This is a genomic window from Paenibacillus praedii (assembly GCF_049725345.1).
Classification (GTDB): domain Bacteria; phylum Bacillota; class Bacilli; order Paenibacillales; family Paenibacillaceae; genus Pristimantibacillus.
The window spans coordinates 45269-71178 of record NZ_JBMWAM010000024.1; the positions used below are offsets into that span (position 1 = coordinate 45269).

The window sequence follows — 25910 nt, forward strand, 5'->3', positions numbered from 1 at the left end:
ACATGATATATTAGAACATATGTTTCTGTAAAGCTGCAGAACGTAATCCTAATGCAACGGTGGTTCATTCATGACAATTACGCAATGGCTTGCGGGACCTAACGGCCAGCTATTCTCTTCATCGGCTGTAATCGTCATCCTTATCATGATGCTCATGATGTCGGTCCGGCTGTATGTCAGCTATCGCAACAAACAGATTTATCGCTTACTCATTACGACGATATCGCTTATGCTCGTTAAGCAAGGACTGCTTGCCGCTCTTTCGGTTCCAGGGCTGACAAACTCCCCGTGGCTTTATTTATCCTTAACCGTGTTGCAAATCGTCTCTTTTATCATTATAAACTTTGTTTTCATGAAATTATATACTCATCGGACCGCTCAGCTAAAAGTCGTTCCTTTCCTATTCATGATTTTGACGGCATTCGTTATCGCAGGCATACAATGGGCTGCCGCACCGTTTGCCGAAGAGACTGCGCGGAGTGTCGGTAGCTTAACGTTTCCTGTACTGGATTTCTACGGATTAATCGTCATTTTCATGATCCTGCTGGGAACGAAAGGTGCCGAAATGAATTCCAAATATTATATGAGCCTTGTCGTCTTTTTCACAAATGACCTAGCCCGGCTTGCAGACGTTTATGCTTTTCACGGCTCGCTGCCGTGGCTTGTGCTGCTGCAATACGTATTGCCGATTGTTTATTTCACGCTGCTTTTTATTCTACTCTTTGAATGGGTCATCGAGCGATTAATATCCACCTATCAATCCTCTATCGCAGATGGGCTGACCGGACTCTATAACCGTCGTCATTTTGCGATGAAGGCAGAGCAGCTGCTAAGCAGCAATAAGCCGATGGCCGTCATATTTTGCGATATTGACAATTTCAAGCGAATAAATGATACCCATGGACATAACAAAGCGGATGTCTTGCTGAAGCAGGTGGCGGACATTATCAAAGAGGAGTCAAGCAGCATTGGCTCTGCGGGTCGCTATGGCGGGGAAGAGCTGCTTGCTTGCATAAGCACGGAGGGTGTGAAGCCTGAGCTTGTTGCCGAATCGATTCGGCGGCGGGTCGAGCAGGAGACGATGGTCACCATTAGTGTCGGCTACAGCACCTCAAAGGAAAGCAGCACTGTGCAGGAAATGATTAATCAAGCCGACGAAGCGATGTACCATTCGAAGACGACAGGCAAAAACAAAGTTACAAAGTTTAAGCTGCCAACCGCTTTGAAGAAATCCTTGCAGTAGAATCCAAGCGAGCAGCAGGGAGCTGTCCTCTCGGGTGAGGGTATCATTGCATAAAAAAAACGCCTGGCGAGCCTATCCATCTGCTCGCCAGGCGTTTCTCTCCAATATGCCTACTGCGTCAGTACACCATGAACTACGGTCACGGCTTGTCCAGAAAGATAGACGCGATCACCCTCCGGCTTCACTTTGACAATGCCGCCTCGCTTTGAAGCTTGATAGCCTACAAGCTCGGTTTTGCGAAGACGCTTCGCCCAATATGGCGCCAACGCGCAATGCGCCGAGCCTGTAACAGGGTCCTCGTCAATGCCAACCGCCGGGAAAAAGGCGCGTGACAGGAAGTCATATTCCGTATCGGCCGAACGACAGGTCACAATGACTCCTCGGCCTCCCAGCCGTGCCAGCATCGAAAAGTCCGGACGCAGCGTGCGAAGCGTCTCCTCGCTGTCCACTTCGACAAGGTAATCCATCCGATTGCGTCCGGTATACCTCGGAATCAGTCCTAAGCTCTGCACCAGCTCCTCGGGCGCGACGGCCGCTTCAGGCGCTTCATCCGGAAAATCCATCGTAATCCAGTCACCTGCAGCCGAGGCGGTCAGAAGACCGCTGCGCGTCATGAAGCGTGCTGTCTCACTTTTGTCCAGTCGGCCCGTTTCCCACAATATATGAGCAGCGGCCAGCGTGGCATGCCCGCATAGGTCAACCTCCGCCTCCGGCGTAAACCAGCGCAAAGCATAGCCGTCCTTTGACGGCACAACAAACGCAGTTTCAGACAAATTCATTTCCGAAGCTACTTGCTGAAGCCAGCCCTCAGGCTGTGACTCCTCTAGCAAACATACCGCCGCGGGATTGCCTTTGAAGCGTTTATTCGTAAATGCATCTACCATATATAACGGATAACTCATTACACCGCTGCTCCTCTCTTTAACCACCATTTTCCGAATCGTGCCAATACGAAACCATATACAAGATGTCCGGCTATCCACCATAGCAAGGCCTCAATATCCGTAACAGATGGGGTACGCTCCGACAGCTGCGTAAGCGGGATCCATGTACAGCATGTAATTGCTGCGCTTAATCCCATGCTGAGCCCCATAGGAGATCTCCATAACGACAAAAGGATGAGGTACAGGATGCCTATCGGCAATGCCACTGCCAGATGCAGCGTAAATTCTACCCACTCCGGCATTTGCGCTGGCAGCCATTTTATAAAATCCACATTCAACAGCAGAACATATACGGCTTTGCCGCTCCAATGCTCCAGCAGCTTCATCGTGACTCCAAGCACGATTCCGCTTATCCCCCCTGCAGTTATACCGGCAGCAAGAAGCCTAAGCCATTCGCCGCGCGACAGCTGCTGAGCTTTCATATTCTCAACTCCCATAGGACTTCTCCTTGTCGCTAACCTTGCAATGCCCATGCCAAAGAAAAAAACTCCTTGCGGAGTTTGTTCATGCATGGTGAAATCAATCATTTATCCTTAAGCGGAATAAGGAGCTCAACCGGCTCTTCCTCCAAATGATGCTCATCAATATAAAATAATTCTAGTGATACCGCATTCTCATGCTTCTCTAGCCCCATCTCGTTCATCCAGGCATGAAGCTGCTCGTAGCCTTCCCCGATTCGCTTGTTCGAGCAGGCCGCCATCGCGTAGCGATGCGCCGGAATCGTAAATTGCACCATGCCGGGAGGAAGCTCCTCCAAATGCTGCACCTCGTAGCAAGCCAAGTAGGTTGCGAATACTTCATTCCCGAAATACGGGCTGTAAAGCACCGGAGATTTGACAGCATCGTCCAGCTCATGCTTCCGTGTCATAAACTCGGTTTGCAGCCGAATCGCTTCGTCTGGAAAGGTTGAATATGGGCCGCAATAGCTTATTCCAGCCAAATGGAGAGCAGGCTTTGTTACGATTGAGCAGTTTTCCACGCGATTTCCTCCTTCGAGTCTATCAGGACTTGTACGCTAGGATGAGCTTACTGCCCATAGTGTACCATGTTTCCAATTCGTTTGCTACTCAAACTCCAGTCGCTTGATGAACTCCTCCGCTGCGCTGTAGCCCTGCTGCTTTAAATACCAATTGTTTGCTGCTGCTTCAATAAGGCCGGCTACATCTCTGCCCGGCTGAAGCTGAATTTCAATATGCGGGATTTTCACATCCATATATTCCGTGAACTTCTGCTCAAGCTCCAGCTCATTGTTAAGCTCGTTGTCCCGCCACTTGGTCAGCTCGATATCAAGCACGATGCGTGTTTCGTCCTGGAATGCTTTTCTCCCGTATAGGCGTACGACATTGACAAGCCCAACGCTTCGCAGAGCAAGAAATTCCTTTGTTTTCTCATTATGGCTGCCGAGGAGCGTTTGAGCGCTCAGCTTCTTCAGCACGACAATGTCGTCCGCGACGAGCCGATGGCCGCGTCTGATCAGCGTATGCGCGGTTTCGCTTTTGCCAATGCCCGATTTGCCGCGCAGCAGAATGCCTATTCCCGATACGTTCAAGCAGACGCCGTGAACCGAAATTTCAGGCGCCAGCGTTTTGAGCAGATAAGCATCCAGCATACCTAGAAAGGGCGCGGTAAGCACCTTCGTACGCAGCAGCGGAATGCCTTCCTGGTCGCAATATTTGGTCAAATATTTCAACCCTTCCTGATCGGCTGTGACCACAAAGCAGGGCGGGTGATATTTTACAATATTTCCGATATGATGATTGCGCTCCGCTTCCGTCAACGTATGCAAATAGTTAATCTCTTTCTTGCCAAGCACCTGCACATGCTCCTGCGGAAAAAAGTCAAAATAGCCGACAAATTCAAGCCCTGGACGATATGCGCGCGCTTTGCTGATTTTCCGGTCCAGCTTGTCCGCTCCCGCCAGCACCTCCAATGAAAACTTCTCTGCCAGCTCTCGCACTTCAATTGATTTCATTGTGCTGCTTCCCTCCCGTTCTTTGTCGAGTTTTGATTATGGGTATGACGTATTATTCCACATTTCAAGGCGATTCCCTGCCGTTGTAACCAATTCGACAAATGAATGTTCGCAATTATTCATATTGCTCAAGACCCCGTCGAACGATAATGACGAACTCCGATCCCCCACACGAGCAAGCAGGGAACGAGAAATACGATGCCAGCGAGCGGAGCAAGTATAAAAAGGCCTGTAAAAATAAACATCCCGCTTGTCACCATCAATAGAAGGGTAATCGCTTTAGGTATGCTCCATTCCACGGGAAGCTGAATGACAATTCCTAGCACCGCTTCATTCTGAGGGATATGGCCGGAATATACGCGAAACGGGAAATCCGCCGTGTACCGAAACGGCAGTACGACTACAATGTTCTGCAGCCATGTCGGCATCAGCGGCACCGGAATAACCATCCATAATATACGTGTCAATTATTTTTTCGTGGTTATCTTCTTCTACACTTGCCACCCATCAAAAAAGCCCTCACCCTGCCAAGGAGGCAGTGATGAGAGCGAAATGCTGTATTTCGATATGGATTTCACTTAAAAATTAAATACGAAGTCATCATCGTTCAACGGCTCGACATGGATTGTGCGTACATAGCCGTTTCCTTTTTTGGAGAAGAAATCATGCTGCTTCGTGTGCGTGCTGATTCCGTTGAATACGATCGGGTTAACCGGCTCTTCTGGGAAGTGCGGCTCCAAACCAAGGTTCATAAGCGCTTTGTTCGCGTTATAACGGACATAAGCATTCACTTCCTCTGTCAAGCCCAACGGCGTATAGAGGTGATCAGTATAAATAAGCTCGTTCTCATACAGCTCGTTAAGAAGCGCGTACACCTCGATTTGAAGCTGCTGCTGCTCCTCGCTGCTGAACGTTTGGAACAGCTCCTGCGCAAGCACGCCGACGTAAAGGCCATGAATGCTTTCGTCGCGAAGGATAAGGTCGATGATTTCGCCGCTGCTCGTCATTTTCCCTTGTCCAGCCAGGTAGAGCGGATAGAAGAAGCCGCTGTAGAACAGGTAGCTTTCCAGGAAAACGGAAGCCGCCATAGCCTTGTACAGCTCTTTCGGACCTGTAATGTTGCTGTACCACGAAGAAATCAAGCTTGCTTTTTTCTGCAGCTGCTCGTTCTGCTCAACCCATTTGAAAATATCGTCAATCTCTTCGCCGGATGCAAGTGTCGTGAAGATACTGCTGTACGACTTTGCATGGATTTGCTCCATCATCGACATAAACGAAAGCACCGCTTTGCGCTGCAGTCCGTCCACATGCTCCAAAATTTTCGGCATGCCGATGCCGCCTTGAATCGTATCGAGGAGCGTCAGGCCGCCGAGCACGTTTTTGTATAGCAAACGCTCAGCGTCCGTCATCTCCATCCAATCCATTTTATCGTCAGACAAAGGAATTTCTTCATCTGTCCAAAATTGCATTACGTTTTGCTGCCAGAACGTTAGTGTAAAATCGTCGTCCGGGCGGTTCCAGTTCACTGCTTTCATGAGGTGAGCTCCTTTTTTGCTACTTAATGATTCTTATCCGTAAAGCTTACACGGCGCAGCTTGTGCATTCCTCAACGGAAAGCCGCTTTGTTCTTGTGTAATAAAGCGATTTGAGTCCTTTTTGCGCCGCGTACACGTAGAAGCGCGCTAGCTCACGAGTGGAGACATTGCTATTTACATGCAGCACTGATGAAATACCTTGATCGACGTGCTGCTGAATTTCGGCAATAAGGTCAATCAGCTTGAACTGATCAATGTTGTACGCCGATTTATAATAGAAATAGTTATCTTGTGACAAGTAAGGCATCGGATAATACGTCGTCGAGTTCGCGTAGGTACGCGTCTCAATATGCTCAACGATCGGCATTACGCTTGAAGTTGCATTTTGAATATACGAAATACTTTGTGTCGGTGCAATGGCAAGACGGTACGCGTGGTACAAGCCATGCTTCTGCACCTTCTCCTTCAATGCTGCCCAATCCTCAGGCGATGGAATTTCCATGCCTTCGAACAATTGTTTCACACGGTCAGTCTTTGGACGGAAGTCATTTTCGACGTAACGAGTGAAGTAAGTGCCCTTCGCATACTCGGAACGGTCGAAGTCCTTGAACGTAATGCCACGCTCTTTGGCAATTTCCATGCTTTGCTCAAGCGAATAGTAGTTCATCATCATAAAGAATACGCCGGCAAAATCCTTCGCTTCTTCGCTTTCGTAAGCAATTTTATTCTTCGCTAAGTAGCCATTCAGGTTCATAGCGCCGAGACCGACGGAGTGCAGCTCTTCATTCGCTTTGCGTACGCCTGGAGCGTTGTCGATATTGGACAAATCGCTGACAGTCGTCAATGCTTCGATACCAACATGAACGGATTCTTTCACTTTCTTTTTCTCCATCACATTCACGATGTTAAGCGAAGCCAAGTTACAGCTAATATCACGTCTGATCACGTCATCGAAGCCGTAATCTTTAATTTCTGACGTCTCCTGAAGCTGGAAGATCTCCGTGCATAGATTGGACATTTTGACCGAGCCGATATCCTTCAAAGCATGAACGCTGTTCGCGTTCGACTTGTTCATAATGTATGGGTAGCCGGATTCAAGCTGAATCGAGGCGATTTTTGTCAGCATGTCGCGTGCGTTCATGACTAGTTTCTTTGTTACTTTCTCATTAGCCAGCAATTCCTCATACATCTCGTCCATATCCATGTCATCAAGATGCTGGTCATAGGCTTTCTGAACGGAATGTGGTCCGAATACGTAAAGAGGCTTGTTCTGAGCAGCAAGCTCGTAAAATTTATTAGGAATAATAAGTCCGATCGATAGCGTTTTGATCCGTGACTTCTCATCGGCGTTAATTTTTTTACAATCCAGGAATTCAATAATGTCCCAACCAAAAATGTTGTAGTAGCCCGCGCCGGAGCCTTTGCGCTGACCCATTTGATCCGCATAGGAGAATGCATCCTCCATTAGCTTAAGCACCGGCATAATGCCCTTCGCCGCGCCTTCTACGCCTTTGATCGGCTCTCCGCGTCCGCGAAGCTTCGACAGGTTGACGGCAACGCCCCCGCCGATTTTGGAAAGCTGCATGCATGTACCTAGCACGTAGTTAATCGAGTTCAGTGAATCATCCATCTCCAGCAGGAAGCAGGATACCATTTCGCCGCGGCGACTTTTGCCTGCGTTCAGAAATGTTGGCGTCGCTGGCTGCAGACGTTGATCAATCATCGCTTCAGCAATCCGGAGCGCTTTTGCCGCATCGCCCTCGCCAAGCTGCAGCGCGACGATCGCTACACGATCCGAGTACTGCTCTAGATATTGCGCTTTGTTGTTTGTCTTCATCGCATAGTCCTTATAGAACTTCGATGCCGCCATATAGGATTGAAACTCAAAGCTGCTGTTAGCGGTCAGTGTGAATACAGCCTCAACCTGCTCAAATGTATATTTTTCGTATACATTATCGTAATAATCGTTCTCGATTAAGTAGTCTAACTTCTCACGAAGCGAATTGAACTTCATACTCTTCTCGTTTACTTCTTCCATAAAAGCGGCAACTGCCTCTTTATCTTTATCCAGCTGATAAAATCCGTCAGCTCCGCGCTGCATTAATTCGTTGTTCAATTCAATATGCTTCAATGGTTCGCACCCTTTCGACAAAATGTTGCGTATCCTGACTTGTGCCAGATAATTCAAACTTCAAAATCACAGGAACATCGTACATTTGGGAGATCGTATCAGCGCTCTTCGCAAATCCTGTGCCCCAGTTGCGGTTGCCGCTTGCGGACACGCCGCGAAGCAATCCTGCATTTGTTTTCAGAAACGAAGTTACCTTCTCCGGCACTTGTCCGAAGCCCGTCGTATATGTGACTAGCACGAACGGCTCATCAACCTCTTGTTCCTCATCAATAGGCACTGCGCGCATATTCAGTTTGTTAATAAATCGCTTGACATTGCCTGTTTTGGAATCATAGACGACTAACATTGCACGCTCGCTCCCCTATCAAAATTGAGAAATCAAAAAGCGCTACTGACTAGCATTTCCGTCAGCTGCGCTTATTCAAGATTTACCAATGGTAATCATTGAAGGCACCTCTACACATCAATATGTAGTTACTGTCCTTGATTCTACATCAAGATATAGGAGTAGTCAATGAGTAAAATGGAGAATATATGAATCTATGCTTTAGCTTTTTTTTGACGCACTCGACTATTTTAACAGATAAGGATATGATGGGATAGTGACATTTTATTGCTAATTCGGAGGCCTATATGGACGTAAAAACTACTGCTCAGCAAATACGAGAAACGATAGTTAAGTTGTGTGAGGATGCCGGATATACCGCGCCAGAGCTGCTTGCATATGTGGATAAATTAGAGCAGGAGAACATAAAATTATCGCAAACGGTGAAGAAATTAAGACTCGATGCTGTGCGAAAATCCTCTGCTGACGGCGCAATGAACAGCCGCTTGAAGGATGCGCTTCGGGAGTAAAAAAGAAGCGAGACACAGGATTCCGTGATATGCAACTACAAATTTCGCTATCCTGATAGCACTTATCATTCACCTGGAGAGTGCTGATAAAATATTACAATCATTTATAAAAAACGACAAACCAATAAGCGGCTCTGCCAAAAGGTCTGTAACCAACCTGCTGGCGGAGCCGCTTATTCTCTGACTTGCATTATTTAACTGCTGCAAAAAACAATCGCTCCGAGTCGTTGTCCGCTGGCTGCAGCTCGAAATCGGCAAAACGGTCGACCGTGCGGAAGCCGGCGCGGCGCAGCGCCGACTCGATCCAGTCCGGCTCGTACGCGCGCTGTATATGGCATTCCTCAAACCGATTAAACCTGCCATCCTGATCACGTGCAAAAATTGTCAGCTGGTGCTCGATTTCACACCGCTCCTCCTCAAAGTCGCATGTCCATATGTAGGCGACATCCCGCTCATTAAGAACGAATGGCTGCTCCTCTGCATAACGGAAGAACTGCTTCGGCGGGTGTACATCGAACAAGAATGTGCCGCCGTCCTTCAGGCCTGCGTATGTGGCTTGGAAAGCAGCCTCAATGTCCGCTTCCTCCGTCAAGTAATTCAAGCAGTCGCAAAAAGATATAACGGCGTCCACAGGCTCCTGAAGCTCCCATTCACGCATGTCCTGCTGAAGCCACCGGATAGAGCCTATACGAGGCCGGGTAAACTTCTGAGGCGTCTCATCCCACTTGCTCCGCGCTACGGCCAGCATGTCCGAGGATAGATCGATACCGTACACCTGGAAGCCAGAACGGGCAAGCGGAATCGACAGGCTGCCTGTACCGCAGCCAAGATCGACAACCGTTGCCGGCATGCCATAGCGAGACCAGCCCGCCCTTGCAAACCCAAGCCAATCAGCGTATGGCATGTCCTCCATCAATTGATCGTATACGGTTGCGAACTGCCCGTAGGAACGGGTCATAGCTTCTCAGCTCCTTCAGAAGGCGGGACTGCACCTCTTGTCTGCGATGAAGAGCGCTCCGATTGCTCGTCAGCAGATTGCTGCGCCAAGTAGGTCCAGCTTTCTTTCTGCGTCACTAGCCCTTCTTTCATCAGCTTTCCCAGCGCACGTTTGAACGCACCCTTGCTGATGCCAAACTTTTGCTTAATAATGTCAGCATCCGTCTGATCCGAATAAGGCATGCCGCCGCCGGGTCTTTCTTTCATAAAAGCAAGAATCCGATCCGCATCCTCTAATCGTCCGACTTCCTTGCGCTGTGCCATCGACAAGTTTACCCTGCCGTCCTCGCGAATGAAGGTTACGCGCGCACGGACGCGTTCGCCGAGCCGAAGCGGCTTGATTCGTTCGGCGCTGGGTATGAGACCGTATACGCCGAAGCCTACAACTCCCCCATCGATAATGACAAATGAGCCTAGCTGAAGCGTCTTCGATACCCACCCTTCGACCCACTGATTGTTCCAGCTTTCGGGTGCAGGGAATACGAGCTCAGACAGCTCTTCCTCATAAGCAAGCTTAGCGACCAGTCTGCCGATCTTATCATGCTTCATGACCACGAATACCTCATCGCCAGGAAGCGGTCTGTACTCCACGCTTTCTGGAAGCTCCGAGAGCGGGAGGAGCAGTTGTCTGCCTAATCCCATTTCCAGAAAGCAGCCAAGCCGAGGATGGACATCAGCAACCTTCAAGCGGCCAAGCTCATCCAACTGCAGGAACGGCTTCTTCATTGTAGCCGCTAATCGGTCCTCAGAGTCATAAAAAATAAAGGCTTCGACCTCATCATCGATCTTCGGCTTAGAGCCGACCAGCTCGGTATAGTGCATCAGCACATCCGATTCCCCATCACTCAAAAAATAACCGTAGGGCGACACCTCGCGTGCCACCCTTAACGTTTGAGTCGTGCCAGCTACGAAGCTCATGCGAATTCCACAACCTTCGCATCGGACCATAGCCTCTCGATATTATAATAATCACGTTCATCGCGATGGAAAACATGTACGATAACATCGCCTAGATCAATCAATACCCAGCGAGCTGTATCCATGCCTTCTATACCACGGACACGTGTACCGTTTTTCTCCGCTTGCTTGCGGACCTCAGTCGCAATCGCCTGCACCTGCGTATCCGAGTTCCCGCTGCAAATGACAAAATAATCCGCGACCAGTGAGATCTCTTTTAAATTTAGAGCAACGACGCGCACCGCTTTTTTGTCCTCCGCTGCCGCGACCGTTATTTGAAGCAATTCATCCGAATGTACTACCATAGCTCAGCCTCCTGATTTATCCTATTCTAATAGCGCGTTTCGCGCTTCAATCGTTAGCGGAAAAATACGTTTTCCCTTCTCCAATAAGAAGGAGATCGTAGAATTAAAGCCCGCAAGCAATGCCTGATCCAAATGCTGCTCGCTAAGCAGACGTATGTTGTCCACACCCGGAAATTGTCGGCCAGGCTCCATGTAGTCAGCCAAGCATACAATTTTCTCCAGCTTCGTCATGCCTCGCCGGCCCGACGTGTGATAGCGTATAGCATCAAGCACCTCGTAATCCTTCACGCCATATTCATGCTCGGCAATCCAAGCACCAACAGGCGCATGCCACAGCTCTTTATCGTATAACAGCAGCTCGGACGGCAAGCCTTTTTCTCGAATCATTTCAGCCATCCGTTCCGTTGCCCAATACTTGGATACGTCATGCAAAATAGCGGCAAGCTCAGCGCGAGCCGGATCCTCGCCGAACCGCTCAGCTAATATAATCGAGGTGTCCATCACGCCCTGCGTATGAAGCCACCTTCGTTCCGGCATCTCTGCCTTCACCTTGTCAATCATTTGCTCCCGATTCATACAGCTTGTACCTCCTCATATAGGTAAGCACGATATCCGGCACTAGATATTGTACGGATTGCCCCGCATTTACCCGGCTTCTAATGACCGTTGAAGAGATTTCAATTGCCGGCATTGTTATTAAACTGATCCTGTCCTTCAAAAAGCTGGGCAGTTCTTCCAACAATACCGGGTCGGTAGGCCTCTCTAAGCCGATGAAAGTTATATGCTGCGCTAATTCTTCAATTCGATACCACTCGGACAGATCATTTATGCGGTCAGATCCGATAATATAAGCAAATGAAGTATCAGGGGAGCTGCGCTTCAGCTCCAACACGGTATCATACGAATAGCTGACACCGCCGCGCTGTAATTCAATGTCCAACGCACGGAACGCCGGGTTGCTCTCGATCGCTCCGCATACCATTTCAAAGCGCCTCTCTCCACTGGCGCCTGGTTCATTCGCTTTGAGCGGAGGACCATAGGACGGAATGAACCACACCTCCTCCAAACCGCACTGCTCCCGCGCGGCTTCGGCTGCAATCAAATGACCGATATGGATCGGGTCGAAGGTGCCGCCCATGATGCCAACCTTGCCCACACTCTCACTCCTCCATTAATAACCTAATTTCGAGCAGCCTTCGGAAGCTCTATTTGTTTGTTATCCTTGGATTCTTTGTAAAGGACGATCGTTTTGCCAATCACCTGGACGAGCTCTGCGCCCGATGCTGCCGCAACCTCTGCTCCGATTTCCTTCGGATCGTCAAGGCAGTTGTTGAGAACGGATAGCTTAATAAGCTCGCGTGTCTCGATAGCCTCTTCGATATGACGGATCAGGTGATCATTGGTGCCGCCTTTCCCTACCTGGAAGATTGGCGTCAAGTGGTGAGCTAATGATCTTAAATATCTTTTTTGTTTACCGGTAAGCATGCTGTTGTTCCTTCTTTCATCTCGATTGTTCTATTGAATAGTATATCTTTTAATTTGCCGATTATTAGCTTTCCAGAGCGGCGAGTACTGTCTCTCGCATCGCTGCGACAGGGGCCGGCTGTCCTGTCCAATATTCGAAGGCGTAGGCGCCCTGATAAATGAACATGCCTAGACCACCGTGAATTCGACAGCCGCGCTGCTCGGCCTGCTGCAAGAACATGGTCTTGAGCGGGTTGTATATTAGATCGCTTGCAACTGCGCCCGGCTTCAGCCATGCCGCATCGACTGGCACTGCCTCCACGTTCGGAAACATACCGATGGAGGTCGTATTTATAACGATGTCCGCCTGTTGACACGCTGCTTGCAGCTGCTCGCTCGCTACAGCTTCAATGTCTGCCAAATGGCGAAGACCAGCCGCTAGCTCCTTGGCACGTTCTACAGAGCGATTGGCAATTGTAATCTGCGCAGGCTTCTCGGCACTGAGCGCATAGACGATGCCTCTGGCCGCACCGCCTGCGCCGATAACAACGATTTTTTTGCCCGCAAGCACCGGCTCCGCCTCTTCCTTCAATGAGCGTACATAACCAATGCCGTCCGTATTATAGCCGATCAGACGTCCATCGTCATTTACAATCGTATTAACAGCGCCGATCGCCTGCGCGCCGGCATCAATCTCGTCCAATGCCGACATAATGTCCAGCTTATGGGGAATCGTGACATTAACGCCGCGAATACCCATTGCTCTAACGCCTGCCGCGAAATCAGCTACACGCTCGCTCGTCACGTGGAAGGCTGTATAAATACCGTTGATTCCCGTTTCTCGGAAGGCACGGTTCATCATGATTGGTGATTTTGAATGCCGAATGGGATTGCCGATTACACCAAATAGAGTCGTCTGGCTATCAATTCGGTTTCCCGCATCAATACTCGTCACAGATTGCTTCCCCTTCCAAAGCCGAAGTTAAATCATCGAATCGCGCAGCATGACCTTAACGCCCTTTGGAGCATAAATATCAATCAACGCGCCGGCAGTTCCGTTAACTTGAATCCATCCGAGACCCGAAATGAACACATCCTTGCTCAAGCCGCGCTTGACGCGAAGCGAATGTCTCGTCCACGCAGGAATGCTCTCCAGCTCCTCAAGCGTTGGTCCGCCAAGCAGTTGACCGCGATGATCGGCATAAAGCTCCTCTGCGCGTTCAAGCTTTGTACGATGAACATTAAGCGCATTAGATATATAGAAGGTAAAGGATTGACGGTCACCCTCGACAAAATCAAATCGTACCAGGCTGCCGATAAAAAGCGTCTGCCCCGAGTTCAGCTGATAGACGAGCGGCTTGATGGGCTTGTCCGGCAGCAAGGAGCCGAGAAAACTGCGCGGAACAATTTCCGTCATTCGGGATTCGTAGACAATACCTGGCGTATCAATAATCGCCTTGCCGTCCTCAAGCGGAATATGTACCGCATCTAGCGTCGTGCCTGGATAGCGGGAGGTCGTAAGCTCTCGCTCCATATCACTGTAATCGCGTATTAGACGATTGATTAAGGTTGATTTGCCGACATTGGTCGCGCCTACCACATAAACGTCGCGTCCATTCCGATACTTCTCCAGCGCCTCAATGACATGGTCGAAGCCTATATTCCGTTTCGCGCTGCACAGCACAACATCAACCGTACGCAGGCCTTCCGCCTTCGCTTGCTGCTGGACCCAGTTCCGAATCCGATTGACATTCATCGCCTTTGGCAGCAGGTCAATTTTGTTCACGACAAGCAGCACGGGATTGCTGCCGACAAAGCGCTGCAAACCTGATATCAGGCTGCCTTCAAAATCATACAGGTCGACGATATGAACGACAAGACTTTCTGTACTCCCAATGCTTCCTAGCAGTTTTAAAAATTCATCCTGGTCGACTGCCACGGATGAAGCTTCATTATAGTTGCGTATGCGGAAGCACCGCTGGCAAATAACCGGCTCACGACCAGCTGCCGCTACCGGCAAGTATCCAGGCTGCTCCTGATTCTCCGATTGCAGCTGAACACCGCAGCCTGCGCATGATGCCTGACCTAGCTGTTGTTCCATCACTTTGTTTCCCCCTCATACCATAACCCTTTTTTCCTTAATCGACTTAAAGCAAATCGTTCAATGCGTCGATTCACCCGTGTCATAATACCTTCATCAGCTGGTGCAATCGGTGTGACGAGAATGGTATACAGCCCCATTCGATTACCGCCAAGCACATCCGTCAGCATCTGATCGCCAATAACCACCGTGTCCTCCGCTTTTAGTCCCAATACTTGAAGCCCCTTACGAAACGATTTGCCTGCTGGCTTGCGCGCGGCATGAATATATGGAATATTTAGCGGCGAAGCAAACTTACCTACACGTGTCTCATTATTATTAGAGACGATAACAACCCGAAATCCGCGCGAGCGAACATAATCAAGCCACTGCACCAATTCCGGCGTCGCTAACGCCTCCCTCGCACCGACTAACGTATTATCCAAATCCGTAATGATGCCGCGAACGCCACGCGCATGCAGCTCATCCAAATTTATTTCGTATACCGTATTTACACGCATATGCGGCAAGAGCCGTTCAAACATAATAGATATCCCTCTGCTTTCTGCCTGCTATCTTACGAAACTATACCATACAAACCAAATTTGTTGCAAAAAAATACCGCCCACAGCTTGCATGCAGGCGGTATTTGTTCGTTGCGGCCGGATAATGTCGAATGAGTTAGCAATGCGATGTCGCTAAAAGCTCCGATTGCTCATTATTCGACGAATAGAAGATGCGACATCATCGAAGCTGGTCGATTAAAGAACGGACCTTCATAACAAACCGATCAGCTTCTTCTGCAGTAGCCCGGACAGGACTGTATTTCGCTTGCTCGAAACCATCTAGCACCGCATGAAAGTCATCTCTCAGCCGCTTCTGGCTTTGCGACCATCGCATAACCGCTTCACGCAGCGTCTCATGCTCCTTCCGTTCCATCCCGCGTTTCTTGCATACGCGCAGCAGCTTATTCGTTTCAATAACGATACGATCATTAGCAGTATAAGATCCATGCCTAAGCTTGAGCCAAGAGGTGATGACCCGCTCACGACGGATATAAAGCCATATTGCCCCTGTAACAACGATTAATGATACGAAAATCCAGGTCCACAACTGCGCAGTGGACTTTTCTGTTGTTTCTACGGGAGTGGCAGCCTCTGCCGGATCCGTTTCGGTCTCAGACAATGGTTCAACTTCCTCTTCAGCCAGAGAATAAGGGAACGAGAAACCCGCTGTCGCTTCAAACGGAATCCATCCAAAACCCTCAAAGTAAATTTCGACCCAGGAATGAGCGTCTGAATTGCGTACCGTATACGTTCCCGCACCGCTCGGATTAATGTCTGCGTCCATGAAGTCGCCGGGAGGCCCGTAAGCGCTGACCGGCAGCACGCCAGGAGCAAAGCCCTTCACCCACCGCGCTGGCATACCTAAGCTGCGAGCCATGACAGCCATCGAGGTCGAGAAATAATCGCAGTAGCCCTCCTCGAGCTCAAACAAAAATTGATCCACGAAATCTGTACTTTCACCAGTCAGCTTGCTCAGGTCCGGCTTGTTATTATATTTGTAATTCAGACTAAGGTAAGATTCCAGCAATCTGGCTTTGTCGTAATCATTCGTGCCCTCAGCAGTTACCTGGTTTGCCAATTGGATCACTCTGTCCGGCAAACTGGTTGGCAGCTGCAAGTAATAGTCATTCCGCGCAGCATCCGATCTATCGGACCAGCCAGCGCTCGTTTCCCTTAATGCATCCTCATCCAGCACCGCTACCGAGGAGGTTACAGAATAAATTCCGGGATAGCTGCTGCGATTTGATTGACTCGGCAGCCTAAGCTCCCAAGAACCCGAAGCCCACGTAAATCCGCGTGGTAAATTCGTGTCCTCGTCTTCTATCCAATTCACTCTAGACACTGGCGCTGCCGCGAACAATACCGGGTATACATCATCGCGGACCATGGTAACGATTTGATTCACCTCAATCGTTCCCGCTGCAGGAGGCGGTTCTATGCTTGGCAGATCAGCACCCTTCTGAACAGCTGTGACAGAGCCTGCTTCTACATTTTGTGAAACATCCATCCAGCCTTCACCTGTATATAATGCTTTTGATTCGCCTCGCCAATAGCTTCGCTGGTCGGTCGCAACCGTCATCATCGGCGAATAATCGTATTCAAAACCGCCCCCCAGCGCCTCGTCGCTTCTGCTGTAGCCTGAGCTTGCACTGGCGCCGTTGCCGGGGGAAATTGCATCTGTTCCCTTATCGCCAAGAAAGACCTCTACCTTCTCGCCTCTGGATTCCTTCCAAAGTGTATAAGGATCCTGCAAAATAGGAGAAAACGACGGCATATTTAAGCCTACAATCATTAAGACGGACAAGACGAGCGCAATGGGCAATATTAATTGAACCGGATATTCAATAAGCTCCTTCCAGCTTCTCGGATGCTCCTTTTGAAGCTTGAATAAATGACTGACAACAAGCCAAAGGAGGCCAACAAAGACGACCATGCCGACTTCATCCCATAACCATATCGGCGTGAAGGAATCGACAACCGTAAGGACGAGAATACTTACTCCGATCAAGCCGAACATTCGCGTGCGTGTCGTCGTCCAAATACCAAACAACACATAAAGCAGGAACATGGCTAAGCTGATCCAAATAAAAGGATTCAACTGCACGATGTGGGCCTGCAGCCACCACACCCACTCCTGCCAGCGCTCAGGCCGTCCTACAATCCAGTCCATTCTCGCAAACTGAGTCGTAATAAAAATGGTGGCTGACAGCTGAAGAAGCAGCTTGAAAAACCGCAAACGCACCGGCAGCAGCACATCGATAGCAGCAGCAGCCAGGAGCGTGAAAAAAACGATGGAATAGGTCTCTTCCCACCAGAAGCCTTCAAAGATAGCAACTGTGTTCCATAAGACAATTGCGATGAAAATGAATACCAGCTTCTCGTACCATGCCGCGGAGATGTGAGCAACAATGCTTCTTAAAGCATGCTTCATGCGATCCCGCCCCCTTCCAGTACGACAGGCAGCTCATGCAGCTGGCGTATTTCAAATACAGGCCAGCCGCGCTCACGCATCACATGCTTCCATGATGAAGCAGGATTACTTCGCTTATCCGTCGCTGATGAAATATGAAGCATACACGGAGTAATTCCCTTACGGGCAAGCCATTCCATACTTCGTAACACGTCAGCACCTGTATCCGGTGTAATAACAATTGCAAAGCAGCCTGGCTCCAGCATCGTATCCGCCAGCTGCAGCGAAGCATAAAGCGGCCGCGTGGCATCTGCATCTACATAGGTTAAGTGCTTCATCAGCAGATTGCGCTGTTCCATTCCTGACTTCGGCGCAAACAGGGTCATGCTCTCTCCGATGGAGAGCAGTCCCATTGCGGTATCCTCCTTCAAACCATTCTCAAGCAGTGAAGCTGCAGCGGATACAGCCAGCTCGAACCGCGCCGTTAATTCGTCGCCATAGCCGCGACGATCCCGATCAAGAATAACGAGCGTACGCGGAAGAGATTCGCGCTCAAATGCCTTTGATTTCCATTCCCCTGTCTTAGCTGTCGCGTTCCAATGGACGCGAGACAGGCGATCGCCATACAAATACTCGCGCACGCCATTAATCTGCGTAGTCTCCTTCGCTGAGCGAGAGGCAATCGCATGGGAATAAGGGCCCCGGATCCCCCGTTGAACGCCGTGCCATTGTCTTAGCGGCACCGTTTGCGGCAGAACGCTAAATACCGTCTCGGAGCCGAATTGCCCTGAGTGCGCAAACAGGCCGAACACATCGTACGTAATACATTCTGTATGGTAGAAGCGGTATTCTCCCCTCTGCAGCGGGGGTGTTTGATAAACAACTTGGCCGCTGCGCTTCCAATTGGGCACGAAGGACGTCTCGAATGCGAGCTTCTGTCCGTTATGACGCTGCAGTCTGTCCCTGACGATGACATAGGGAAGCGGATAATAGCCGGGTACGCGAACGTTAAGGCTTACTTCGAGCGAGCTGCCCGCCGATAAGGATTGATCATGCGCGGACGCGGAATGGCTTGCATATACCCTGTTTCCGCTAACCATGTTAATCCCGCTCCACCTTCCAAGCACCAGATAGATCAGCAGTAAATTTAGGATGATAAATAGCATAGAAGCGGTCTTACCGCCTTGAAATAAAAAGTAAAAAAGGCTTGTTATATAGATAACGGCGACGAGCTGCCAGCGCAGCTTAGTATTGTTGATCGCCTGCATCTGATTATCGCTCAAGCCGAACCGGCACTTTCGTAGACTCAATCACCTGATGAATGATGTCCTCTGTTCGCTGGCCGTTCATTCTCGCTTCGGTCCTAAGCAGCAATCTGTGCGAAAGCACGTAAGGAGCCAGCGCCTTCACATCATCAGGCGTTACGAACTGGCGCTGCTGTATATACGCGCTTGCTTTCGCAGCTCTAGCCAGCGAGAGAGCCGCACGCGGACTCGCGCCAAGCATGACGCTCGCATGCTCCCTTGTTCCGCGGATCACGCTAACCAAATATTTACCGACGGCCTCATCGATATGCACCTTCAGAACCTGATCCTGAATATGTACCATATCGGATATATGAATCATAGGTTCAATACGATCGGAAGGATGCACGCCTTCATTGGACAGCACCATCCGATGCTCATCCGCTTCGTTCGGATAGCCGAGCGACAGCTTCATCATAAATCGGTCCAACTGCGCTTCCGGCAGCGTATAAGTACCTTCAAATTCGATCGGGTTCTGCGTTGCTAACAGAACGAACGGTCTTGGCAGCTCGTAAGTGTCGCCATCAACTGTGACATGTCCCTCCTCCATCGCTTCAAGCAAAGCCGATTGCGTCTTTGTCGTCGCTCTATTAATCTCGTCAGCTAGCAATATATTAGCCATTACCGGCCCTGGTCGAAAAATAAAAGTTTCCTGCTTGGGATGGTATATAGATACGCCTGTAATATCAGTCGGAAGAAGGTCAGGGTTGCATTGAATACGGCGGAACTGTCCGCCTATCGATTTTGCCAGCGCTTTCACCAATTGCGTCTTGCCCGTTCCAGGAACATCCTCGAGCAGCACGTGTCCGCCAGCGATAACAGCGATTAACAATCTTTGGATTTCTTCCTGTTTGCCAAGTATACAGCTTTCTAGATTTCGTAGAATATTAGCACATAATTGCATGTCCGCAGGACGAATATCCATTCCATTACCTCCTGAAATTAACGTTGAATAACTACAATTGCCCCATTAGCACTATTTTACAGTACTACTATTACGCTGTACAAATTTTTTCGCTCCAAAAAAAATTGGAGAATCCCACAGGACTCTCCTCGTCTTATATTTCGTTCAGCCCTTTGGTCTAACAACCAGCGCAGCTAAAAACGAAAATACGATAGCCGCCGATATTCCGGCGCTTGTAACCTTAAAAATGCCAGAGATGACGCCGATCCATCCTGAAGCGTGAAGTTCAGTTAAGGCGCCGTGGACGAGTGCGTTGCCGAAGCTCGTGATGGGAACGGTGGCACCCGCTCCCGCAAACTTCACCAAAGGCTCATAGAGGCCAACGCCGTCCACGATCGCTCCGACAACAACAAGGGTTGACATCGTATGCGCGGGCGTAAGCTTCATGACATCGAACATGAGCTGGCCCAGCACACAAATCGCTCCGCCAACCAAAAAAGCCCACAAAAAAACCATACACTCCTACTCCTTTCCTGAGCTGATGGCAACCGCATGTGCAATGCAAGGTATGCTCTCACCCTGTTGAAATGACAGCGGAGACAGCAAAGCCCCTGTAGCAACGACCAGGATGCGATTCAGCTCGCCCTTCTTCATCCTCTTGAGAAGATGGCCGTAAGTGACAACCGCAGAGCAGCCGCAGCCGCTCCCTCCCGCTTGAACCTTTTGCTTCTGAACGTCATATACCATTAGCCCGCAATCCATAAATAAAGTATCATCCATGGGGACGCCGTTCTGGTGAAGCAGCTTCTTCGCGATCGGGTGTCCGACACCGGCCAAATCCCCCGTAACAATCAAGTCATAATCGCCTGGCGTACGCCCCGTATCGTTAAAATGAGCTTGAATTGTATCAACTGCCGCCGGTGCCATAGCGGCCCCCATATTAAACGGATCCTTAATGCCAAGATCGTTAATTTTGCCGATCGTAGCACACTCTACGACAGGACCGTTCCCCTCCGATGCAATAACTGCTGCACCAGCGCCTGTAACCGTATATTGTGCTGTAGGCGGCTTTTGCGAACCATACTCGGTAGGATATCGAAACTGCTTCTCCGCTGTGCAATTATGACTGCAGGTCCCCGCCATAACATAATCGCCGGCGCCCGAATTAACGAATTGAGCAGCAAGGGCCAGCGTCTCCATTGAGGTTGAGCAAGCCCCGAACACACCCAAATAAGGTACGCCAAGTGATCTCGCAGCGAAACTGTTGCTAATGATCTGATTCATGAGATCGCCGCCGATATAAAACTGAAGCTGTTCTCGTGCAATGCGAGCGTTCTGGATAGCAAACTCGGAGGCTTGCTCGAGCAGAAGGCGTTCTGCCTTCTCCCAGGTTTTCTGCTGCATATCGAGCTCAGGATGCACAAGGTCAAAATCAGCGGCAAGCGGACCTTCCCCCTCATCGGGCCCAACAACTGTTGCCGCTCCAAGAATGACGGGACGGTTCTCGAACCACCATGATTGCTTTCCACGCAGCATATTACTGGCCCCCAGTACCTAAGATGAGATGTACAATTCCGACGAAAAATGCCGCAACTGTACCGTAAACAATAACGGAACCCGCCAGCTTGAACATATTGCCTCCCACGCCAAGCACTAAGCCCTCGCTGCGATGCTCCAGAGCAGCCGAGCACATCGAGTTGGCAAAGCCTGTAACGGGAACCGCAGAGCCGGCGCCCGCCCATTGCGATATTTTATCGTAAACGCCCAAACTGGTTAAAACAACTGAAATAATGATAAGCACAGCGACCGTCGGATTGCTGGCTTGTTCGTTAGACATTCCCATGAGATGAACGAACAGCTCCTGAATCGCTTGTCCAATGATGCATATCGCCCCCCCGCTGACGAATGCTTTCACGCAGTTCCAAAATATTGAACGTGGCGGCTCCATCGATTTGGCGAAGGTTTGATACTCCTTAGGCGACATCGTCATTTTCTTGTAGCGTTGACCGCTCTTGCTCTTGGTAGCCACTGACTCTCACTCCTTATCTGTTACGCATACCCTAACGTTTGAAGACGTCAGACGCAGCGCCGCTTGCCTTGTGGAATTCATTATTTGTAATTTCAGGAAGCAATATTCAGTAAAAAAGGATTATCCAGGACGGCAAGCTGCCGTCCGGACAATCCTTTTTTTCTATCCTTGTAATATATGCCTGCATCCTCTATTGGAAGCTTATCTGAGTTCATTATTATTAGTGCTCAATAATCATAACGCCTTTGGCTGCTAAATGCACAGCTAACTAACTCACCCGTAAGCAATTAACGCCTCGACAACATCATAGGTTGACTGGTATTAATTCCTGTTATCCCGTGTTCATACATGATTTTTTAGTTATTTTATCATACCAAAATTAGAGATTGCGCGACACTTAGCTGCAAATGACCTCTATAACGACAAAAATCCGCTCGATTAGAGCGGAATACGGTAGGAGGAATACTCCTCAATAATATGTTCGCCACCCTGAAATACCCACTTGAACGAAAATTGATCGCCAAGGTAGCTGGTCCGGCTTCTGATATCATGCAGGATTATAGTCTCGAAGTTTGTGAGAATGATAGCTTGAAGCTCGGCTAGCCTTGCCTCGTTCGCATCGCGCTGCTGCTTCGCCTCCCCCTCCGCAGCGGTCGTTTGCAGAAAATAGGCAAGTGCAGCCTCACTGTCGCTTATCGATTCCGGCAGTGGATGCCCGGAGCCTCGGAACACCTCCTTCACCGTATCAATCCAATCTTTATAGAGATTAATCTGAATATTCGTCATTTACATACGAAGCCTCTCTTCCCGAATAGGATAGTAACCTTCAGGATAAAGGGGCTTCGTGGAAAAAGCAACCTTTCTCTATTGAATATGGAAGTGACTCAGCTTGACACTGCCCTTCATGCCGATCGTTATATGTAAATTAGCGCTGCCTAGGCTCTGATAAATAAAAGATCCGACCCGGAAGAAGCTTTTTCGCATCTTGAGGACAGCTCGTTTTCGCTGGTGACGAACGGACTTTTTTCGTTAATAAGTACTTCATTAATAAGCCTGAAATTTTCCACACAACGTGAATAAAGGTGAATAAAGAAAAAGGGGCTATCATGAGACAGCCCCAGTTGTTCGATTACAAGCCTGCAGCGCCAAACACCTTATCGAAGCCCTGCTTCGAGCGCAGTACAAGCTCTTCCGACGATTGAACAGGCGCCTCCGCCGTTAGTATTTCCTGCGAGACGGCTCCCGTGTATCCGATTTTTTGCAGCGCCTGAAGGAAACCTACCAAATCGATTACACCCTCGCCAGGATAAACACGGCCGTTATCGAGCGCTTCCTCTATCGGCACATCAGGCGCGTCATTAATATGCACGTGTACGATTTGATCCGCACGGAGCGCTTCGATGTCAGCAACCGTCAAGCCATTCGTATACCAATGATAAGCATCGAACAGCAGTCCGACATTGCTTTCACCAATGGCATCGATCCAATCCAGCGTCTCCTCAAGCGTCCAAATGAACGGATTTTGCCAGCGCGTCCGCAGATGATGCGGACCTACGAATTCGAGTCCGAGTCGAATGCCATAAGCGCCCAGAATTTGCGCGCAGGTGCGCAAGCGGCGCGTAGCCAGCGCCATAAAATGTGCAGCCTTCAGATCCGTAGAGGGTAAAACATACGTACAGCAGCTTGTGCACCCCAGCGCTGCAGCGGCCGCAGCATGAACCGCAAGCTTTTCCACGCCTTGTAGAAACGCCTCCTCTGTCGTTCTCCATTCGACCGGCAGTCCGATCGAACCAAGGACAACATTGTTACTCGCAAGCAGCTCGCGCGCTTGGTCCACGCCATGCCGCTCTATGAGCGATGCCGCATCCAGATCGACTGCTTGGAAGCCGTGTGCGCCAGCCAGCTTAATGAACATTTCATCACTTTCAATCCGGCCAAGACCCGCCCCGGTTAATCCTCTTAACATTGATGGTTCACCTCTCATCCGTGTCTTTATTTAATTAAATATTCCAATCCAGCTTTACTTCATTGCCTGTACGCGAGGATTCATAGATTGCATCAAGCACAAGATTATTGGTTAATCCCGTCAATGCTGAAGTAATTGGCTGCTTGCCCTCGCGTATACATTCTAGGAAATGACGGCTTAATCGGGCCCGCTCGCTTTCATCATTTTCCGGTCTGCGAAGCTCTGTCTCAATCGGACGATCAAACTTCTCCGTCAGCAGCTTGCCCTGAGATCCGCGATAGCTTGCGCCGCCCTCTGAGCCCATAATATGTACAAAAGGCGTATTGTCCGTATCCATATGAACCGCCCAGCTCACCTCAAGGGATAAAGTGCTGCCATCCTCCATTTTGATCAGAGCCGTTGCCAAATCCTCAACATTGTAGATGCCGTTCCAATTCGGAGTTCCCCATGTGCCAATTCCTTTGCGGCTTGGTCCAAACTCCGCATAGGTTGCGCCATATACGGATACAGGCTTTGGATTGCCCATCAAATACAACGCTAAGTCAAGCATATGTACGCCGATATCGATAAGCGGGCCGCCGCCCGATTGATCCATTTGCGTAAACCAGGTGCCCCAGCCTGGAATGCCTTTACGGCGGAACCAGCCCGTTTTGGCCGTATAAATTTTGCCAAGCTCGCCCCGATCGATTTGATCTTTGATTTGCATCGGTACGGATTCCCAGCGCATTTGATGACCAACCATCACAACACGGTCCGTTGCTTGACTAGCTTTGTAGATTTCACGCGCAGCTTCGCCGTTAATCCCCATCGGCTTCTCAAGCAGTACATGCTTGCCCGCCTTGATCGCTTGAACGGCAAGCGGAGCATGGTATTGATTCGGTACGCCTATGACAATCGCGTCTACATCGTCGCGTGCGATAAGCTCCTCAGCCGTTGCCACAACATTAACAATCCCATACTGCTTCGCTTTCATCTCGGCAAGCGGCAGAAACGCGTCCGTAATCGCTGTTATTTCACACTGATCCGCTAATTGGGAAAACTCATTTGCATGAACGCCTCCAATATTTCCTGCACCGATAATCCCAATTCTAATTTTATTTACAGCAGTCAACGGAATTCCTCCTATGTTCTGTTCAAGTAAAACCAGTCTGATAAGCTATCGCTTGGGACTGATCATGTTATTTATGTTAGAATAAACGGTAGCAGAATACGTGCTAGTTTTTCGAAAAAAGTCTCAATTTTTCGGAGGAATCACTTATATCATGACCTATATACCCGACTATTTGAAAACGTATCCAAATATGAATACGTCTTCACCGCTCCATATCAGCTTAAACCGTTTGTATCACGGCTTTCGACCGCATCGCCATGACTTTTTGGAGTTTTCATATGTCGTTGACGGCCGGGGCTCCGAATCCATAAATGATGCAAGGCATGAGATGCTGCCAGGAACCTTTACGTTTGTGCTCCCCTACCAGGTGCATGAGCTGTTCACAGAGCCTGGCAGTACGCTCGTTCTATATAACTGCATGTTTAGCATGGATTTATTGATGGAGCCGGGTCAGGAAGAGGGCCTTCTGCATCTGATTGATCGGAATACGCTGCCTCCCTTCCTTCAGCTCAGCGGCCAGGATAATGAAAGAATGAGATATTTAATCGAAGATATGTATCGTGAATATAAGGGACAAGAGCCCTGGCGCCGTACGATGCTGCAGGTAAGATTGAAGGAGATATTAGCGTGCTTCGACCGCTTTCGAAGAGCAGCCAGTCCACCTCAAACCACATCCAATCCAGCAGGAAAAACAAATGCCTCCGTCTGGCCGATCATCCATCATATTCATCAAAATTATCAGGAGGATCTATCGCTATCCGATTTGGCGGGCCGCTTCTCCTTGAGCGTCTCTCGTATCAGCGAGGTGATCAAGCAAACAACGGGTCAAACCTATGTTCATTTTCTTCATGATCTTCGGCTTCGTCACGCATGCAGCCTGCTTGTCTCCACCGAAATGAGCGTTGCTGAAATTGCAATGGAAGTAGGATACGGCTCCTACAAAACCTTTTCCCGCATTTTCCGGGAATCGAAGGGCGTAGTACCAAAGGATTATCGAAGAATGAAGCTAACACAGTAAAGATGCAATGGACTTTGCTATTCAATGAGCCCGATTAATCAGCAAGGGGCTGTCCAGAAAGTCAGTGAAAACTGACTTCTGGCAGCCCCGTTTTTGTTGAATTCTAAAAATACGCACAAA

30 protein-coding genes are annotated in these 25910 nt (G+C 49.4%); 4 read left to right on the plus strand and 26 right to left on the minus strand.

Annotated elements, in window-relative coordinates; all coding sequences use genetic code 11:
• Positions 1-70: 70 nt before the first annotated feature.
• Positions 71-1243 (plus strand): GGDEF domain-containing protein, encoded by a 1173-nt coding sequence (locus ACO9K6_RS18180; RefSeq protein WP_424768969.1) that lies wholly within the window; start codon positions 71-73, stop codon positions 1241-1243.
• 110 nt (positions 1244-1353) lie between these two features.
• Here ACO9K6_RS18180 and ACO9K6_RS18185 read toward each other — a convergent pair whose 3' ends face one another.
• The 8 genes from ACO9K6_RS18185 to nrdI form a co-directional block, all read right to left on the minus strand.
• Positions 1354-2145 carry a PhzF family phenazine biosynthesis protein gene (locus tag ACO9K6_RS18185; protein WP_424768970.1) on the minus strand — a complete coding sequence of 264 codons (792 nt, stop codon included), beginning with the start codon at positions 2143-2145 and terminating at the stop codon, positions 1354-1356.
• Positions 2145-2624, minus strand: coding sequence for a hypothetical protein (locus tag ACO9K6_RS18190; RefSeq protein WP_424768971.1), 480 nt, complete (start codon positions 2622-2624; stop codon positions 2145-2147). The genes ACO9K6_RS18185 and ACO9K6_RS18190 overlap by 1 nt, the downstream gene beginning before the upstream one ends.
• An 86-nt stretch (positions 2625-2710) precedes the next feature.
• Positions 2711-3166, minus strand: a complete 456-nt coding sequence (locus tag ACO9K6_RS18195) for a GyrI-like domain-containing protein (RefSeq protein ID WP_424768972.1) — start codon at positions 3164-3166, stop codon at positions 2711-2713.
• Positions 3167-3250: 84 nt separating this feature from the next.
• Positions 3251-4159 carry an HPr(Ser) kinase/phosphatase gene (gene hprK / locus ACO9K6_RS18200; protein WP_424768973.1) on the minus strand — a complete coding sequence of 303 codons (909 nt, stop codon included), beginning with the start codon at positions 4157-4159 and terminating at the stop codon, positions 3251-3253.
• A gap of 128 nt (positions 4160-4287) precedes the next feature.
• Positions 4288-4626 (minus strand): hypothetical protein, encoded by a 339-nt coding sequence (locus ACO9K6_RS18205; protein ID WP_424768974.1) that lies wholly within the window; start codon positions 4624-4626, stop codon positions 4288-4290.
• A gap of 111 nt (positions 4627-4737) precedes the next feature.
• Positions 4738-5694, minus strand: coding sequence for a class 1b ribonucleoside-diphosphate reductase subunit beta (gene nrdF / locus ACO9K6_RS18210; RefSeq protein WP_424768975.1), 957 nt, complete (start codon positions 5692-5694; stop codon positions 4738-4740).
• A 46-nt stretch (positions 5695-5740) separates the two neighbouring features.
• On the minus strand, positions 5741-7825 hold the full coding sequence (nrdE, locus tag ACO9K6_RS18215; protein ID WP_424768976.1) for a class 1b ribonucleoside-diphosphate reductase subunit alpha: 2085 nt from the start codon (positions 7823-7825) through the stop codon (positions 5741-5743).
• A complete protein-coding gene (nrdI, locus tag ACO9K6_RS18220; RefSeq protein ID WP_424768977.1) occupies positions 7812-8171 on the minus strand; it encodes a class Ib ribonucleoside-diphosphate reductase assembly flavoprotein NrdI in 360 nt (119 codons plus the stop codon). Before nrdI ends, nrdE begins: the two co-directional genes overlap by 14 nt.
• Before the next feature lie 287 nt (positions 8172-8458).
• On the opposite strand from nrdI, the gene ACO9K6_RS18225 reads away from it, so the two are divergent.
• Positions 8459-8680, plus strand: a complete 222-nt coding sequence (locus tag ACO9K6_RS18225; RefSeq protein WP_424768978.1) for a hypothetical protein — start codon at positions 8459-8461, stop codon at positions 8678-8680.
• Positions 8681-8870: 190 nt separating this feature from the next.
• Here the strand turns inward: ACO9K6_RS18225 and ACO9K6_RS18230 are convergent, their stop codons facing one another.
• The 15 genes from ACO9K6_RS18230 to spoVAC all read right to left on the minus strand — a co-directional run bounded on the left by ACO9K6_RS18230 (position 8871) and on the right by spoVAC (position 21695).
• A complete protein-coding gene (locus ACO9K6_RS18230) occupies positions 8871-9638 on the minus strand; it encodes a class I SAM-dependent DNA methyltransferase (protein ID WP_424768979.1) in 768 nt (255 codons plus the stop codon).
• Positions 9635-10594, minus strand: coding sequence for a CvfB family protein (locus tag ACO9K6_RS18235; protein ID WP_424768980.1), 960 nt, complete (start codon positions 10592-10594; stop codon positions 9635-9637). The genes ACO9K6_RS18230 and ACO9K6_RS18235 overlap by 4 nt, the downstream gene beginning before the upstream one ends.
• A complete protein-coding gene (gene rsfS / locus ACO9K6_RS18240) occupies positions 10591-10938 on the minus strand; it encodes a ribosome silencing factor (RefSeq protein ID WP_424768981.1) in 348 nt (115 codons plus the stop codon). Before rsfS ends, ACO9K6_RS18235 begins: the two co-directional genes overlap by 4 nt.
• Positions 10939-10959: 21 nt before the next feature.
• Complete coding sequence (yqeK, locus tag ACO9K6_RS18245; protein WP_424768982.1) at positions 10960-11514, minus strand: bis(5'-nucleosyl)-tetraphosphatase (symmetrical) YqeK; 555 nt, start codon at positions 11512-11514, stop codon at positions 10960-10962.
• A complete protein-coding gene (gene nadD / locus ACO9K6_RS18250) occupies positions 11492-12094 on the minus strand; it encodes a nicotinate-nucleotide adenylyltransferase (RefSeq protein ID WP_424768983.1) in 603 nt (200 codons plus the stop codon). Before nadD ends, yqeK begins: the two co-directional genes overlap by 23 nt.
• A 23-nt stretch (positions 12095-12117) precedes the next feature.
• Positions 12118-12423: a ribosome assembly RNA-binding protein YhbY gene (gene yhbY / locus ACO9K6_RS18255; RefSeq protein WP_424768984.1), complete on the minus strand. Its 306-nt coding sequence runs from the start codon at positions 12421-12423 to the stop codon at positions 12118-12120.
• A 64-nt stretch (positions 12424-12487) separates the two neighbouring features.
• Positions 12488-13357 (minus strand): shikimate dehydrogenase, encoded by an 870-nt coding sequence (aroE, locus tag ACO9K6_RS18260; protein WP_424768985.1) that lies wholly within the window; start codon positions 13355-13357, stop codon positions 12488-12490.
• Positions 13358-13384: 27 nt separating this feature from the next.
• Entirely contained in the window at positions 13385-14503 is a 1119-nt protein-coding gene (gene yqeH, locus ACO9K6_RS18265; protein ID WP_424768986.1) for a ribosome biogenesis GTPase YqeH, read from the minus strand.
• Positions 14503-15027 carry a YqeG family HAD IIIA-type phosphatase gene (locus ACO9K6_RS18270; RefSeq protein WP_424768987.1) on the minus strand — a complete coding sequence of 175 codons (525 nt, stop codon included), beginning with the start codon at positions 15025-15027 and terminating at the stop codon, positions 14503-14505. Before ACO9K6_RS18270 ends, yqeH begins: the two co-directional genes overlap by 1 nt.
• 199 nt (positions 15028-15226) lie before the next feature.
• On the minus strand, positions 15227-17479 hold the full coding sequence (locus ACO9K6_RS18275; RefSeq protein WP_424768988.1) for a DUF4129 domain-containing transglutaminase family protein: 2253 nt from the start codon (positions 17477-17479) through the stop codon (positions 15227-15229).
• Positions 17476-18741 carry a DUF58 domain-containing protein gene (locus ACO9K6_RS18280; RefSeq protein ID WP_424768989.1) on the minus strand — a complete coding sequence of 422 codons (1266 nt, stop codon included), beginning with the start codon at positions 18739-18741 and terminating at the stop codon, positions 17476-17478. Before ACO9K6_RS18280 ends, ACO9K6_RS18275 begins: the two co-directional genes overlap by 4 nt.
• Entirely contained in the window at positions 18731-19687 is a 957-nt protein-coding gene (locus ACO9K6_RS18285) for an AAA family ATPase (RefSeq protein ID WP_424768990.1), read from the minus strand. Before ACO9K6_RS18285 ends, ACO9K6_RS18280 begins: the two co-directional genes overlap by 11 nt.
• A 144-nt stretch (positions 19688-19831) precedes the next feature.
• Positions 19832-20182 (minus strand): stage V sporulation protein AE, encoded by a 351-nt coding sequence (gene spoVAE, locus ACO9K6_RS18290; protein WP_424768991.1) that lies wholly within the window; start codon positions 20180-20182, stop codon positions 19832-19834.
• Positions 20183-20188: 6 nt separating this feature from the next.
• Entirely contained in the window at positions 20189-21202 is a 1014-nt protein-coding gene (gene spoVAD / locus ACO9K6_RS18295; protein ID WP_424768992.1) for a stage V sporulation protein AD, read from the minus strand.
• Position 21203: 1 nt separating this feature from the next.
• On the minus strand, positions 21204-21695 hold the full coding sequence (spoVAC, locus tag ACO9K6_RS18300) for a stage V sporulation protein AC (protein ID WP_424768993.1): 492 nt from the start codon (positions 21693-21695) through the stop codon (positions 21204-21206).
• 38 nt (positions 21696-21733) lie between these two features.
• On the opposite strand from spoVAC, the gene ACO9K6_RS18305 reads away from it, so the two are divergent.
• Complete coding sequence (locus tag ACO9K6_RS18305; RefSeq protein WP_424769000.1) at positions 21734-21808, plus strand: sortase B protein-sorting domain-containing protein; 75 nt, start codon at positions 21734-21736, stop codon at positions 21806-21808.
• A 325-nt stretch (positions 21809-22133) separates the two neighbouring features.
• Here ACO9K6_RS18305 and ACO9K6_RS18310 read toward each other — a convergent pair whose 3' ends face one another.
• The 3 genes from ACO9K6_RS18310 to ACO9K6_RS18320 all read right to left on the minus strand — a co-directional run bounded on the left by ACO9K6_RS18310 (position 22134) and on the right by ACO9K6_RS18320 (position 24772).
• Positions 22134-22481: a hypothetical protein gene (locus tag ACO9K6_RS18310; protein WP_424768994.1), complete on the minus strand. Its 348-nt coding sequence runs from the start codon at positions 22479-22481 to the stop codon at positions 22134-22136.
• Positions 22482-22824: 343 nt separating this feature from the next.
• Positions 22825-23661: a sugar phosphate isomerase/epimerase family protein gene (locus ACO9K6_RS18315; protein WP_424768995.1), complete on the minus strand. Its 837-nt coding sequence runs from the start codon at positions 23659-23661 to the stop codon at positions 22825-22827.
• Positions 23662-23695: 34 nt separating this feature from the next.
• A complete protein-coding gene (locus ACO9K6_RS18320) occupies positions 23696-24772 on the minus strand; it encodes a Gfo/Idh/MocA family protein (protein WP_424768996.1) in 1077 nt (358 codons plus the stop codon).
• A gap of 151 nt (positions 24773-24923) precedes the next feature.
• On the opposite strand from ACO9K6_RS18320, the gene ACO9K6_RS18325 reads away from it, so the two are divergent.
• Complete coding sequence (locus tag ACO9K6_RS18325; protein ID WP_424768997.1) at positions 24924-25790, plus strand: AraC family transcriptional regulator; 867 nt, start codon at positions 24924-24926, stop codon at positions 25788-25790.
• Positions 25791-25910 lie beyond the last annotated feature (120 nt).